At 56.6% G+C, this 14,359-nt stretch carries 12 protein-coding genes; 5 read left to right on the top strand and 7 right to left on the bottom strand.

The features are described 5' to 3' along the window. Positions 1-144 precede the first annotated feature (144 nt). The 4 genes from ABLU80_RS19090 (at position 145) to ABLU80_RS19105 (ending at position 4,617) form a co-directional block, all read left to right on the top strand. Complete coding sequence (locus ABLU80_RS19090) at positions 145-1,497, top strand: alpha-glucosidase/alpha-galactosidase (protein ID WP_348850330.1); 1,353 nt, start codon at positions 145-147, stop codon at positions 1,495-1,497. Between the two features lie 92 nt (positions 1,498-1,589). Further along, complete coding sequence (gene melB, locus ABLU80_RS19095) at positions 1,590-3,005, top strand: melibiose:sodium transporter MelB (RefSeq protein ID WP_032709637.1); 1,416 nt, start codon at positions 1,590-1,592, stop codon at positions 3,003-3,005. 274 nt (positions 3,006-3,279) lie between these two features. Then, positions 3,280-4,236, top strand: a complete 957-nt coding sequence (locus tag ABLU80_RS19100) for a plasmid stability protein StbA (RefSeq protein ID WP_015368687.1) — start codon at positions 3,280-3,282, stop codon at positions 4,234-4,236. Between the two features lie 9 nt (positions 4,237-4,245). After that, on the top strand, positions 4,246-4,617 hold the full coding sequence (locus ABLU80_RS19105) for a plasmid partitioning/stability family protein (protein ID WP_015704087.1): 372 nt from the start codon (positions 4,246-4,248) through the stop codon (positions 4,615-4,617). 101 nt (positions 4,618-4,718) lie between these two features. Here the strand turns inward: ABLU80_RS19105 and cbpM are convergent, their stop codons facing one another. From cbpM to ABLU80_RS19120, 3 genes are all read right to left on the bottom strand, one after another. Beyond that, on the bottom strand, positions 4,719-5,024 hold the full coding sequence (cbpM, locus tag ABLU80_RS19110; RefSeq protein WP_015368685.1) for a chaperone modulator CbpM: 306 nt from the start codon (positions 5,022-5,024) through the stop codon (positions 4,719-4,721). Continuing rightward, positions 5,024-5,941: a curved DNA-binding protein gene (cbpA, locus tag ABLU80_RS19115; protein WP_015368684.1), complete on the bottom strand. Its 918-nt coding sequence runs from the start codon at positions 5,939-5,941 to the stop codon at positions 5,024-5,026. Before cbpA ends, cbpM begins: the two co-directional genes overlap by 1 nt. A gap of 141 nt (positions 5,942-6,082) precedes the next feature. Further along, on the bottom strand, positions 6,083-6,766 hold the full coding sequence (locus tag ABLU80_RS19120) for a TerC family protein (RefSeq protein WP_348850331.1): 684 nt from the start codon (positions 6,764-6,766) through the stop codon (positions 6,083-6,085). Between the two features lie 219 nt (positions 6,767-6,985). On the opposite strand from ABLU80_RS19120, the gene ABLU80_RS19125 reads away from it, so the two are divergent. Next, on the top strand, positions 6,986-7,777 hold the full coding sequence (locus tag ABLU80_RS19125; protein WP_015704089.1) for a DsbA family protein: 792 nt from the start codon (positions 6,986-6,988) through the stop codon (positions 7,775-7,777). 57 nt (positions 7,778-7,834) lie between these two features. Here the strand turns inward: ABLU80_RS19125 and pgaD are convergent, their stop codons facing one another. From pgaD to pgaA, 4 genes are read right to left on the bottom strand one after another with little or no spacing between them, the layout of a single operon-like run. Then, positions 7,835-8,269 carry a poly-beta-1,6-N-acetyl-D-glucosamine biosynthesis protein PgaD gene (pgaD, locus tag ABLU80_RS19130; RefSeq protein WP_015704090.1) on the bottom strand — a complete coding sequence of 145 codons (435 nt, stop codon included), beginning with the start codon at positions 8,267-8,269 and terminating at the stop codon, positions 7,835-7,837. Continuing rightward, positions 8,266-9,597 carry a poly-beta-1,6-N-acetyl-D-glucosamine synthase gene (gene pgaC / locus ABLU80_RS19135; protein WP_063443862.1) on the bottom strand — a complete coding sequence of 444 codons (1,332 nt, stop codon included), beginning with the start codon at positions 9,595-9,597 and terminating at the stop codon, positions 8,266-8,268. The genes pgaD and pgaC overlap by 4 nt, the downstream gene beginning before the upstream one ends. Beyond that, entirely contained in the window at positions 9,590-11,605 is a 2,016-nt protein-coding gene (gene pgaB, locus ABLU80_RS19140) for a poly-beta-1,6-N-acetyl-D-glucosamine N-deacetylase PgaB (protein ID WP_348850332.1), read from the bottom strand. The genes pgaC and pgaB overlap by 8 nt, the downstream gene beginning before the upstream one ends. A gap of 8 nt (positions 11,606-11,613) precedes the next feature. Beyond that, positions 11,614-14,061 carry a poly-beta-1,6 N-acetyl-D-glucosamine export porin PgaA gene (gene pgaA, locus ABLU80_RS19145; protein ID WP_348850333.1) on the bottom strand — a complete coding sequence of 816 codons (2,448 nt, stop codon included), beginning with the start codon at positions 14,059-14,061 and terminating at the stop codon, positions 11,614-11,616. Positions 14,062-14,359 lie beyond the last annotated feature (298 nt).

The raw sequence follows: 14,359 nt of genomic DNA on the forward strand, positions 1-14,359 counted from the left end.
GCCGATTTATTCCCAAAAACTCAGATTTTGTGGCGTTCAATGGCCGATCTGAGTTTCCGGGAATGCTCCGGTGGGAACGGGGCAGCGCAGCGGCGAGCGGCATGCCACTCTGAAAGTGTTCAATGACCTGATGGAGAGAGCGCGATGTCCGCCCCAAAAATTACCTTTATCGGCGCCGGTTCGACGGTATTTGTTAAAAATATTCTCGGTGATGTTTTCCAGCGCCCGGCGTTGAAATCGGCGCATATCGCGCTGATGGATATCGACGAAACCCGGCTGGAAGAGTCGCATACCGTGGTGCGAAAGCTGATGGATTCCGTCGGTGCGAATGGCGAAATTAGCTGCCATCGCGATCGTAAAACCGCCTTGCGCGACGCCGATTTTGTCGTCGTCGCCTTCCAGATTGGCGGCTACGAGCCCTGCACCGTGACTGACTTTGAAGTCTGTAAACGCCACGGCCTTGAGCAGACCATTGCCGATACGCTGGGGCCGGGAGGCATTATGCGCGCGCTGCGCACCATCCCGCACCTGTGGGCTATCTGCGACGACATGACCGAGGTCTGCCCAAACGCCACCATGCTTAACTACGTTAATCCGATGGCGATGAACACCTGGGCGATGTACGCCCGCTACCCGCATATCAAACAGGTGGGTCTGTGTCACTCGGTGCAAGGCACAGCAGAAGAGCTGGCGCGCGATCTTAACCTCGACCCGGCGGATTTACGCTACCGCTGCGCGGGTATTAACCATATGGCGTTCTATCTGTCGCTGGAGAAAAAGCTCGCGGACGGCAGCTACGTCAGTATCTATCCCGACCTGCTGCAGGCCTACGCCGAAGGGCGGGCGCCGAAACCGAACCTGCACGGCAATCCGCGCTGCGAAAACATCGTCCGCTATGAGATGTTCAAAAAGCTGGGCTACTTTGTCACCGAATCGTCGGAGCATTTCGCCGAATACACGCCATGGTTTATCAAGCCGGGGCGCGACGATCTTATCGCCCGCTATAAAGTACCGCTGGATGAGTACCCTAAACGCTGCGTCGAGCAGCTGGCCAACTGGCATAAAGAGCTGGAGAGCTATAAGAGCGGCGAGCGGATCGAGGTTAAACCTTCGCGCGAGTATGCCAGCACCATCATGAACGCTCTCTGGACCGGCGAGCCAAGCGTGGTGTACGGCAACGTGCGCAACGATAATCTTATCGACAACCTGCCGCAGGGCTGTTGTGTGGAAGTTGCCTGCCTGGTGGACGCCAACGGCATCCAGCCGACGAAAGTGGGCGCGCTGCCGGCGCATCTGGCGGCGCTGATGCAGACCAACATCAACGTACAAACGCTGCTGACGCAGGCGATCCTCAACGAAGACCGGGATTACGTTTATTACGCCACGATGATGGATCCGCACACCGCTGCGGTGCTGGGGATCGAAGAGATCTACGCGCTGGTGGATGATCTGATCGCCAGCCACGGCGACTGGCTGCCGGCCTGGCTGCACCGCTAATCTTCTCATGCCGCCGGGGGATCTGGCCCGGCGGCGCCTGCCATGCTCTATCAAACGCTAAAGGAGGCGCTGGCGACAGCGACCTGTACCCTATGAGTATTTCAATGACAACAAAGCTCAGCTACGGATTTGGTGCTTTTGGTAAAGATTTCGCTATCGGTATCGTTTACATGTATCTGATGTATTACTACACCGATATTGTTGGCCTATCGGTTGGGGTGGTTGGCACCTTGTTCCTGGTGGCGAGGATCCTTGATGCGATAGCCGATCCGATCATGGGCTGGATCGTCAACTGCACGCGATCGCGATGGGGGAAATTCAAGCCGTGGATCCTGATCGGGACTATCACCAACTCGGTGGTGCTGTATATGCTGTTCAGCGCCCATCACTTCAGCGGCGGAGCGCTACTGGCGTGGGTGTGGCTGACCTACCTGCTGTGGGGCTTCACCTATACCATCATGGATGTGCCGTTCTGGTCGCTGGTGCCGACCATTACCCTTGATAAACGCGAACGTGAACAGCTGGTGCCTTACCCGCGCTTTTTCGCCAGCCTTGCCGGGTTTGTGACGGCCGGGGTCACACTGCCGTTTGTCAGCGCCGTCGGCGGCGCCGATCGCGGCTTCGGTTTCCAGATGTTTACCCTGGTGCTGATTGCCTTTTTCGTAATTTCCACCCTCGTTACCTTGCGCAACGTCCATGAGGTTTACTCGTCGGATAGCGGCGTAAGCGAGGATTCCAGCCATCTCTCACTGCGCCAGATGGTGGCGCTCATCTATAAAAACGATCAGCTGGCCTGCCTGTTGGGCATGGCGCTGGCCTATAACACGGCGGCGAATATCATTGCTGGCTTCGCGATTTATTACTTTACCTACGTCATTGGCAGCGCGGAGATGTTCCCGTATTACATGTCCTACGCGGGGGCGGCGAATTTACTGACGCTGATCTTGTTCCCTCGACTGGTAAAAGGGCTGTCGCGGCGCATTCTGTGGGCGGGGGCATCGATCATGCCGGTGCTGGGCTGTGGCGTGCTGTTGCTGATGGCGCTGAGCGGCGTTTACAACCTCGCGCTGATTTCGCTGGCCGGGGTGCTGTTGAATATCGGCACCGCGCTGTTCTGGGTGCTGCAGGTCATTATGGTGGCCGATACCGTCGACTACGGCGAATATACGATGAATATCCGCTGCGAAAGTATCGCCTACTCGGTGCAGACGCTGGTGGTCAAAGCTGGTTCGGCGTTTGCGGCCTGGTTTATCGCCATCGTGCTGGGTATCATTGGCTACGTGCCGAATGTTGTGCAGTCGTCCCACACGCTGCTGGGGATGCAGGCGATAATGATTGCGCTGCCGACGCTCTTTTTTGCCCTGACGCTGTTTCTCTATTTCCGTTATTACAAGCTGAATGGCGATATGTTGCGACGTATTCAGATTCACCTGCTGGATAAATACCGTCGGGTACCGGAAAATGTCGTCGAGCCGGAACGGCCGATTGTGGTACCCAATCAGGTGTAAAAAGCGTGCGCAAACCGCTGGCGAAAGAGGGGAGGGATACTCTCTTTTTGCACAAAAATAGCGTTTAAAACAGACAGAAATGAAAATTTTTAGTTCTCTGATTTGTCTCTTTAAGTTCTCTCTTTGAACTCAATGGGGTAATTGAAATCTCCATTTCTTCTCAAATAAAACTCGGAATTGTCTCTTTTTCGTGCTCTTGCGCTGCTTTTTAACTCTTGCTACTCTTTTTGGGTCTTATATTTTCTCTTCTTTGTCTCAGTGATGGAGCAATGCGATGCGCATTTTTATCGATGATGGTTCAACCAATATCAAAATGCTGTGGGAGCAAGATGGCGAAACTTTCACCCATATCAGCCCCAATAGTTTTAAACGAGGCTGGTCTGCCACCTTCGGCGCCGGGAAGCCATTTAACTACACCGTGGATGATGAAAAGTACTCTTTCGACCTGATCACCCCCGATGCGTTACCCACCAACAATATTGATTGGCAATACAGTCCGTTGAACTCCATCGCTGTCCACCATGCGCTGTTGACCAGCGGTCTGGAACCGCAGGATGTCGAGATTGTGGTCACCCTGCCGCTGACCGAATTTTATGATGAAGATGCACAATATCGTCTTGATAACATTGAGCGTAAGAAAAAGAGCCTGCTTCGCGAAGTTAAACTGAATAAAGGCGTGGTGTTCAATATCACCAAAGTCACCGTGCGTCCGGAATCCATTCCGGCGGGTATCAGCCTGTGTGATGAGCTGAAACCGTCGCATTCGGTGCTGATTGTCGACCTCGGCGGCACCACGCTGGATATTTCGATGGTGGCCGGGCAAATGACCTCGGTTTCGCGCATTTACGGCGACCCGAAGCTGGGCGTGTCGCTGGTGACCGACGCCGTTAAGCTGGCGCTGGCGCGGGCGAATACCGATACCTCCAGTTATAACGTTGATCAGATAATCATCAACCGCCACGACGAAGAGTATTTGACCGATAACATCAACGATCCGGATGCGGTATCTGAGGTGAAAAAGGTTATCTCCAATAGCATCGAACGCCTGACGACTCGCGTTCTGACGGCGATTGATAGTTTTAAAGGCTATTCGCACGCCATCGTGATTGGCGGCGGCGCGCCGCTGGTTGCCGATGCGATTCGCGAACGTATGGGGCTGCGCGAAGATCGCTTTGTGGTGGCCGACGAGCCGCAGTTCGCCCTCGTGCGTGGTCTGAAAATTATTGGTTAAGGAGCGTCTATGACTCTGGATCGCAGAAAGGTTCTGATATACCTGCGCCCGGATATCAGCGCCAGCGAGCGCTTTGCGGACGCGAAAATTGAGGCCCATCATCGCGGCGATCGCGGGGATATGTCGCGTACGGCGCTGTTGGCAGGGTTAGCGTTGGGTGAAGTTGATAGCCGGCTGCCGTCAATGCTGGCGGCGCTGCTGGCGGAAGATACGCCACCGGAGACGCTGCGCAGAATGCTGGCCTCGTTTCTTGAGATTCAGCCAGCCTCTTCCGCTCCGGCATCCGCGCCAGCGGCCGCGCCGGTTAAGGCGCCCGAGCCGCCAGCCCCGGTGAGCGAGAGCGTCTCCGCGCGTAATCTCGCCGGCTCGCTGCCGGATTAAGCGCTTTTCCCGGCTTTCGCTGCGCTTAGCCGGGCTACGGTTTGCACCGTGAGCGAGCTGTAGCCCGGGTAAGGCGGAACGCCGCGACCCGGGAATTCCGCTTAGCTATGGGTCAAAAAGCGGGCCAGACGCTGCTGCAGTAGTCGATTTTCGCGGGTGAGTCGCGCATTTTCATCCAGCAGCGTCAACGCCACCGCAATCCCCGGCCAGTCCAGCTCCAGCTCGTTACGCAGGCGCACAGCGCGATGCACAATCGTCACCGCGCTGTCGTCAAACAGCCATGTTTCAGCCTGCGGCTGGTGCGGCTCAATCATCCCTAAGCCGACGATTTCCGTCAGCTCCTCTTCCGACACCCCGGTGCGCAGGCACAACTCGGTGATGGTAAACGTCACTGTTACTTTAGCCATCAGGCTTTCCCCCATGTCTTACGCGGATCGAAGCTGGCTTCGCTTTCGGCGAGCTGCTGCCAGAGCTCACGCGCTTTTTCATCTGGTTTTGGCGGCATAACGATTTTGATGACGGCGAACAAATCGCCGGTGTGGGTTTTGCTCACCAACCCTTTACCCTTGATACGCAGCCGTTGTCCCGCCTGACTACCCGCTGGAATTGTCAGCAGAATGCTCTCTTTTAACGTCGGTACGGTGACTTTCGCCCCCAGCGCGGCTTCCCACGGCGCCAGCGGCAGTACGATCTCCAGGTTATGACCGTTGATGTCGAACAGCGGATGCGGCGCGATATGAATCACCAGCCACAGATCGCCATTCGGGCCGCCGTTTTCGCCCGGTGTCCCCTGGCCTTTCAGGCGAATACGCTGGCCATCGCTGACCCCCGCCGGAATTTTCACATTCAGGGTTTTCGGCGTTTCACTCTCAACCATGCCGAAGACGTTATAGACCGGCAGCTTGTAGCTGATGGTACGAGTCTGTTCGGTGAGGGTTTCTTCGAGGAACACCGCCACTTCGATTTCGACATCGTGGCCGCGCTCGGCGCGCTGGCGGCGGGCGTGATGCGCCTGCTGGCCGAACATCGAGGAGAAGATATCGTCGAAGTCCTGCTGGCTGTAGCTTTGTTCGTGGGCGTGTTGCTGGCGGTTGAACTGCGGATCGTTGCGGTGCTGCCAAAGTTGATCATATTCGGCGCGACGCTGATCGTCTTTGAGAACTTCCCATGCTTCGGCGAGATCTTTGAATTTTGCTTCGGCATCGGGTTCTTTGCTGACGTCGGGGTGATATTTACGAGCCAAACGGCGATAGGCGGTCTTGATGGTTTTCAGATCGTCCGTTGGCTTAACCCCCAGAATGGTATAATAATCCTTTAATTCCATGGTGTTATCTCATTTATGCTCAAAAATCTGGTCACAGAATCCCTGGATCAGGCGGCTCTATTAAGCGTAGGGCAAATGAGAAAGGGTGGCGGAGAAAAGTGGCGAAAACTTGACGCCGTCGGGGGTGACGGCGTTCAGTGATTATTCTGGGGTACCGGAGCGGTAGTTGCGCCGCCATCCTTCCAGCAGCACCAACGCCGCGCCAAGTGCCCCGGCAACAAAATGTAGATAATTCGGGGAATGGGGGAACAGCTGAACAAAGGTCGGGTCGGTTATCATCATTGAACCGGCAATCCAGCCAATCAGCGCGCCGCCCAGTAATACGACCGAGGGAAAGCGGGTCAGGATTGCCAGCACCAGCTTACTACCGGCGACAATAATCGGAATGCTGATTAATACCCCCAGCGCCACCAGTAACAAATGGCCTTTACCGGCGGCGGCCACGGCCAGTACGTTATCCAGCGACATGATGACATCGGCGACGGTGATGGTGACGGCGGTGCGCCATAGGCTGCTTGAGCTGCTGATATCGCTCTCTTCTTCCTCGTTGGCGACCAGCTTAATGCCAATCCACAGTAGCAGTAGCGCGCCGACGATTTTAAGCCACGGCAACGACAGTAAATAGAGTGCCACCGCCAGCAGCGCGACCCTGGCGATAATCGCGCCGAGAGTACCGATAACAATGGCTTTGGTGCGCAGATGCGCCGGCAGCTTGCGGCAGGCCATGGCGATGACCACCGCGTTATCGCCGCCTAATAACAAATCGATGGCGATGATTTGTAGCAAAATGACGGCGAAGTCCCACTGACTCAATATTTCGTTCATGCCTGGCTCGTATTGCAAATAATGTCGATCAAAAAAGATGGGCGCAGGGTACTCCCGTTCTTCGCCCCTGACCACCCTTCAAGCCGTAGGGGGAATCGGGGCGTCTGACAAATAAAGTTACGAATCAATGCATAGACTGACAATGATTCGCCGCCAAAGGATGATATTTTGTCCGATTAGGCTCACCTGCCGTCTACTTTTTCGTAAGGACTTTTCAATATGTCTGGCATCAAGAATCTACTTATTCTCGCCCTGGCGGGCGCTTCCCTGCTGCCGGCGCTGGCCAGCGCCGCTGACGCGCCGGCCGCGACTTTCACCGCGGAGCAGGAAGCGCGTATCGGCAAAATCGCCGCTGACTACCTGGTCGCTCATCCGGAAGTGCTATTGCAGGCCAGCCAAAAGCTGCAGCAAATTCAGGCGGAACAGCAGGCCAGCGCCGCTACCCAGGCGGTAATCAAGAATGCCGACAAGCTGACGCAGGATAAGGCCACGCCAACCTACGGCCCGGCTAACGGTAAAGTTACCGTTATCGAGTTCTTCGATTATCAGTGCATCTACTGTAGCCGCCTCGCGCCGGTTATGGAGCAGGTAATTAAAGACCATCCGCAAACCCGCTTTGCTTTCAAAGAGTGGCCGATTTTCGGCAGCCGCTGGGCAACCTCGCTGGACGCGGCGAAAACCGGTCTGCAGATATATCAGCAGAAAGGGGCCGAGGCCTACCTGACTTACCACAACGGCGTTTACGCCACCGGGCATAACGAAGGTAAACTGACGGCGGCGGATATTCAGCAGCAGGCGAAAAAGGTGAACTTTGACGCCAAAAAAGCGGCGGATGTCGAACCGGCGCTGGAAAACATTAACCAACTGGCGCAGGAGATTGGCTTAAGCGGTACGCCTGGCGTGATTGTCATGCCGACTACCGGCGCGACCGAAGCGACCATTACCGTCTTCCCTGGACTGGCTGACAAAGCCTCGCTGGATGCGGCGATTAAGAAAGCCGGCGGTCAGTAATCTCACCGGGCTGAAAGAGGAAAGGCCGCACGTGATGCGGCCTTTTTTGTGGTCCCGTTAGCGTTCGTCTTCCTCGTTCTGATTGATTTTTAAATCAATGATTCTGCCAATCTGGTCGTGGTATACCGTCAGCAGGTTATATTGGCTCATCTCGGAAATGATCTGCGGCGCGATATTAAAGCTCTCCGCCAGCTCTTCATGGCGCAGCGAGGCCATGCTGCCGTGCCGCCGGGCGTTATAACGGCGTAGATTGTACTGATACCACAAAATCAGCAGCCAGCCGTTGATGGCCGCCACCAGTAAATAGACCAGCACGGTATTAAACGACGCCATAATCGCGTCCCAGCTGTCGTTACCGCGCTCGGTAAACTGCATCAGCAGGTTAGCATACAGAAAAAAGGCGAAGCCGGCCCACGCGATAGCGGTTAACACGCCGTCAAAGATCCGCGGCAACATACGATGCTCGGTTAATATCAGGGTTTGTTCGTTCATGACATTCTTCCTTTACCTCTATCGGGGCTGACCCAGCGAGCCCTGGCGCGTTTACGTTTCAACATGACTTTGGGGAAGGCGACGATGGTGGTTAACAGGCCGATCATCCAGTACACCATCGGAAACCAGATCACCCAGAACAGCGAGCCGGCGACGCCGCGTTCATAGCGCCGTTCGATGTACAGGCTGGCGATAAACTGCAGCAGACACATCACCCCCAGCAGTAGCCCGGTAAATTCCGGCGGAAAAAGGCTGCGGACGGTCAGGTTTTCCGGCAGCGGGGCAAAATGGCTGGCGATGAACAGAAAAATGGTGACCGCATAGGCGAAGGCCCACAGCGTGGAGAGGGCATATTCGAGGAACAGCGGCCACATCCGGTGATGCTCCCAGCGAAACAGGCGGCGCAGATTGACCAGGAAAACCTCGGCGCCGCCCTGCGCCCAGCGTAACCGCTGTTTCCACAGCCCCTTCAGCGTCTCCGGCATCAGGATCCAGCACAGCGCCCGCGGCTCGAAGAAAATCGCCCAATGGCGTAGCTGCAGCTTCCAGCTGATATCGATATCTTCGGTGATCATATCCGGGCTCCAGTAGCCGACGTCCGCCAGCGCCTGGCGACGAAAAGCGGCAATCACCCCGGAGACGGTAAATACCCGGCCGTAAATACGCTGGGTACGCTTAATCAGCCCGATTATCGAAGAGAACTCGCCGACCTGAATGCGGCCAATCAGCGTCGATCGGGTACGAATACGCGGGTTGCCGGTCACCGCGCCGACGTGGGGATACTGAATCAGCGGCGCCACAAGGTAGGCGGCGGTATCGCGATCGAGCAGGGCATCGCCGTCGATGCACACCAGCAAGTCCCCGCGCGCGGCGGCGGCGCCAGCTTTCAGCGCTACCGCTTTCCCCTGATTTTCGGCCAGATGAATCACCCGCAGCAGAGCGTACTCTTCCGCCAGTTGATTCAGCACCCTGGCGGTATCGTCGGAGGAACCGTCGTTGATGGCGATCACCTCAATGTTGCGATAGCGCTGCGCCAGCGCGGCTTCAATGGTCTCGCGGGCATTTTTCTCCTCGTTAAAGCAGGGAATCAAAATGGAGATCAACGGATTACCTGCCAGCTCCGGCGGCGGGGTATCTTTACCCCACGGCCAGTGGCGCTCCAGTTGAAACCAAAAGTAGAGCCCGCCGGTTATCCACAGCACCGACATAAACAGCGGCCAAAAAAAGACGAAATCCAGTATCAACTCGCCGGTGAAAACGGCGGCCACGCCCAGAGGCAGCCCGAAAACCAGGCATAAAATCGAAAATGCGATAATGCGATCAGTCATTGTTGGGATACCAGTACGATGAAAACAGGGGCCTGATTTTCGAGATATCAGGCTGATTATTAAGGAAATCGTCGGGGTAGTAGCCGTAATTGTTGACGCCGTTGAGCTGTAACGTCCGCATCCAGTCGACCAGCTGTTGGTCAGGGATGGCGTTCTGCTGCGGGAGAGTCCAGTCTTTAGCCTGCAGCTCAAAAATGGTTTTCTTCAGCGCGCCCGGCCTGGCGCTGACGGCGCGCACCAGACGAGCCAGCCACGCATCGCTTTCCGCGACCGGAACGGATTCCATCAGCGGCATCGCCATCGGCACCGTCCAGTCGTAGGCCGCCAGAAAATCATCCAGATTCTGCGCGAACCAGGCCTCGCTTTCCGGCTGCAGGATCGGCAGGGCGAAGATATTGCGCGCGGTTTTCACCTGTGGGCCGCGAATCGCTTTCACGCTCTGGCTGAGCGTGCGGGTGAAATCGATAAGCGCCTGACTTTTAAACCGCGTCCAGGCGTGCAGCGCGGCGGGGTTTTGGCGGATCTGCGCGATATCCTCCCGATGGCCCGCCGCCCGCCAGGCGGCCATCGCCCCGGCGCCGGCATCTTCGTAATCCGTCAGCACCGCGTCGTCGTGGAACAGCACGCCGTCAAAGGTCGCGTAGCGGGCAAGGTCCTGATAAATATCGCGGATCTCATCGCGCACCTGGCTATTCCATGGCGACAGACGTACATAGGGGCGAGTGGCCTGGCGCAGCGTGTTGCTCTGTGCATCCCAGCGCTGTACGCGCGGTAGCGAACCGTCCAGATCGAACGCCAGCACCGGCATCCACGCATACACTTTGACGCCGCCGCGCGTCTGCAATTGCCAGGCGACGAAATTAAACAGATCGGCGCGCATCGGCAGGCGGCGGTTGGGGAAGTAGAGCGCTTTCACCGTGCCGTCGCCGAGCGGATCGGAAAAGGCCTGCAGGAAAACGTGAGTGATTTTCATGTCGTAGACGCGCTGGATCAGCTTATCGATATTTTTGCGCTGCTGAGCCGGGTCTTTATCGTAGACATAATCAAGATCGACGTGCATTACCCGAACCGGTTCACGCTCCTGGATTTGCGTCACCTGGCTGGCGAAAGCCTTGATCGACGGATTACCGGAGATAAGCAGACGGGGAATATTATCCAGATCGCGCACATCGCCCAGACCATCGCCGAGGGTAAATGCCAGTTGATAGCCGCGATTTTTGGCGATAGCCAGCGATGTGCCGTTGGCGGCGCCGTAGGGCCATACCCAGGCGCGTGGCGCTTTGCCGGTGACGTCGGCGATTTTGTTGCTCACTTTGCGCACGTCGGTATCGATGCGTTGGTGAAACTGCTGGTCGCTTTCGTAGCGCCCGCTGGCTTTATCATAAAAGCGGTTGGCAACCGCCGGTTCGCGGCTGCCCTGCGGATTGGCCTGAATACCGTAGTGTGAAGCCCAGGTATGCGCACCGATTTCAACCAACGGCGATTGCGCGAGCTCGCGCACCATCTCCCAGGTGGCGAAACGCTCGCGCGGGGTCATCAGACCGCCGAAATCGACTTTTTTCTGTCCCGGCGTATCGACCCAGCTGCCTACCGGCGCCCACAGAGCCGGTACATTCCAGGCTTTTAACAGCGGCCAGACCCGGGTGTAAAAACTGCTGTAGCCATCATCGAAACTCAGCAGAAATGCCTTCGGCGGCAGGGTGATTAACCCCGCGTTAGCGTCGAGAATATTTTGCACGCTGACGGCCTTATAACCATTGTGCAGCAGCCAGCCGATTTGATCGTTGAGCGCGCTGGTACGCACCGCCAGATAGCGCTGATCGGCGGCATCGTCTTCCACATCGTGATAGGCCAGTACCAGAAACTTATTCTGCGGCCAGGGCTTATTCGCCTCCGGCTGCGGCCGCGCCTCCGGCGGCAGAAAAGGAATCGTCTCTGCGCGAAGCGCGCAGGTCATCAGGAGCCAGCCGATAACCATCAGGCTGATGCGGATACTTTTATTGAGCATGTTTATCCTTAAAACCGTAAATTCGCATCAAGGGCAATGGAGAGATTACTTTCGCGTTTGCCGTCGTAAGGGCGCTTGTCCCAGTTCAGCATCACGCCGGTGTCAATCACGTTGTTCCAGCGAATACGCTGGCCGTAGCCGAACATGGCGATAGCGCCGGCCGAATACGCTTTTTGCCAGTAGGCGCCGCCGCCTGCCGCAAGCTGCTGGCTCCAGACGGTATCGTAGTGCTGATACATGACGTGATCGGCGACCAGCGCCGAGGTGGCGGAGAAGTCGCGTTTCGGGTTGTAGTAGAGGGTATCCGCCCGGCTGTTGGCGCTGGCGGAGAGCCCAGGTTCCAGATCGAGCGTGATGGTTGGCGATTGCCAGAGCCGCTCTTTGCCGGAGAAGGTATATTCCTGACGACGGTTGTGGTCGGAGAAGCGGCTGGCGGCGGCGCTAAAGCGATATTCGCGTCGTTCGTTTTGATACCAGCGAACCCACCCCTCGCCGCGGTTGGCGCTGATACCATTGCGCAGCGCGCGCAGCGGCGTCTGGCGCGACAGGCGTTCGACCTCGCCGCCAATCTGCCAGCGATCGTTGAAACTTTGCCAGGCGGATAGCCGGGCGCCGGGTTTGTTGTCGCCGGCGAAACTGTTATTGGAGATTTCCAGTTCAGCCCAGGCATCACGCGGTCGCCACTCGATGCCGCCAAAGAGCTGGCGGCTGGAGCCTTTTCCTTCATCAAAATTCCCTTTGGCGAAGCGATTACCGGCGAAAAGCCACCAGTTATCAGCGATTGGCGGGCCGTAAATCGCCGCATCCCAGCTAAAATCGTGGCTACCGCTGACCGGGTTATCCGAGTGGATCCCCTGAGTACTGTTGAGGCGCAATTCCGACATATGGTGCACCTCGCGAGCGCGGGCTAATTTTTGCGTGCTCAGGTCTTCAGGGCTGCGCGCCAGCAAGTCATCGGTTAATAGTTCCATCTGCCGCCACTCCTGAAGATCCATCGCTACGTAGGCCTGCTGGCGTTCGAGGGGGATATTCGAAGGCTCCAACGCTTCCGCCGCTTTCAGTTCCCGTTCGGCGGCGCGGGGTAGACCGCGCGCCTGCAGTATCGCCGCGTAGTCAATGCGCAGCCCCTGATTACCGGGCGCGGTGGCGGCCAGCCGGCGGGAGAGACGCTCGGCTTCCGGCAGCGCATTAGTACTCAGTAGATACTGTACCTTCAGCGATTGGGCGTTCAGCCACGGATCGTTTGGCTGCGGCGTCGGCGAGCCGTAGAGGCGGCGGGTGTAGGGGACACCGTTGGTCACTGTGGCGAGATAGTCGCGGGCGGCCTGATACTGGCCGCTGTCCAGCAGCGCGTAAAATAACTCATGCCGATCATCTTGCGGATCAGGGCGATAAAGGGGATGTTGGCGGGCGATCGCCAGCGCGGCCTCGACGTTCTGTTGGGCAAGGTAAGAGGAGATGACCCAGCCGATGGCCCAGTCAGGAACGGGCTGCTGAGCGGCGGTCAGCGACTGATATTCTTTGATGACCTGGGGGTAATCGCCGCGGGTGTATAACGCACCGAGGCGGTCAATACGCGCGCGGGCAAGATCCTCTGCGGCCTGCGGATCCTGACGCCAACGGGCGAACAGCGCGTCGTAGCGGTTGAGCGCCGCTTGCGCCAGGCGAAAGCGCTCCTGTTCACCGCGGGCAGGGGTGTCCGCCAGCCGTACCCACTCCGCCGCCGCGTCCATTTCCAGCTTTCGCTGCTGCGCGGGCGTTAAGGTGGTTTTGGCTGACCATTGCAGCGCGGGAGTACTGATGCGATTGCTGCTCAGGCTCTCAAGCAAGCTATTGAGCGTTTCTCTGTTTTGCGGCGCAAGCTCCTGCGCGCGCATATCGGTGAGCAGCTGGTCCCAGCTTTTTCCCTGACGTAAATAGACGTAGGAGAGCGTCTGCAGGTGAGCGGTGCTGGGTGTGGTGGCGGCTAAGCGCCGGGCTTCACTTAGCGCCTGCCCGTCATGACGCGCATCGGCAAGCGTTTTAATCCGGCCAATAAGATAATCGTCGTTCATCGGCTGTTGGCTGAGCGCTTGATCCCAAAGCGCCAGCGCCGAAGACCACCGTTTTTGATTACGGTAAGCCTGCGCCGCTGCTGCCGTACCACGTGCCGGTAGCGCCATATAAACCTGATAGCGCTGCCAAACCTGGATAACTTCCTCATCACGTCCAGCCCAGGAGGCAACTTGTAGCCAGTCGGCGACTTGCTCGGGCGTCAAGGCATGTTGTTGTTGATACTGCTGAAGATAATCGAGAAAAGGGGAGTAATTACCTTCACGCGCCTGTAGCACATGCTGATCATATATCGACTCAGCCCCCTGAGCCAGAATAGGCGTTAACAACAATAAACTAATTGAAAACGAGAATGTCGTGCGGCGATAAAAGAATAACTTATTGAAACGCGTTGATCTTCCCATAACTATTTACCATATGTCCATCAAGAATCCATTGCACAACACGTCGGCCTTTTAGCTGAATGCAAAAGGATGGGTAATGAGTTTTTACCTGACGGTACGCGACTGCGATTACTTATTTAAGGTAATAAAATATCTCCTCGCGATAACGGGGTGGCGATTAATGTACACCTGATATGTTTGCCTGAAAATATGTCAAATAATAGACCTGTGGTTTTAAGATAAATCTGGAAATTGTCTTTTTATAGAATAATTAATTGTCTGATGTTACGCATAACTAACTGAATTGGAAAAAGTTAAG

Origin of the sequence: Klebsiella sp. CN_Kp104 (assembly GCF_040064515.1) — a bacterium.
GTDB lineage: Bacteria > Pseudomonadota > Gammaproteobacteria > Enterobacterales > Enterobacteriaceae > Klebsiella > Klebsiella aerogenes.